We start from the raw sequence: 223 nt of genomic DNA on the forward strand, positions 1-223 counted from the left end.
GAGTTCTCTCAAGCGCCTTGGTATTCTCTACCTGACCACCTGTGTCGGTTTGGGGTACGATTTCGTGTTACCTGATGCTTAGAGGCTTTTCCTGGAAGCAGGGCATTTGTTACTTCAGCACCGTAGTGCCTCGTCATCACGCCTCAGTGTTAAAGCGCTCCGGATTTGCCTGGAGCACACACCTACACGCTTAAACCGGGACAACCGTCGCCCGGCCAACATA

1 rRNA gene is annotated in these 223 nt (G+C 53.4%); it reads right to left on the reverse strand.

From position 1 onward, the window contains the following. A 23S ribosomal RNA gene (locus WFN61_RS20865) occupies window positions 1-223 on the reverse strand; the annotation flags it as partial.

Origin of the sequence: Pseudescherichia sp. AS216 (genome assembly GCF_037152055.1) — a bacterium.
Taxonomy (GTDB): Bacteria; Pseudomonadota; Gammaproteobacteria; order Enterobacterales; family Enterobacteriaceae; genus Pseudescherichia.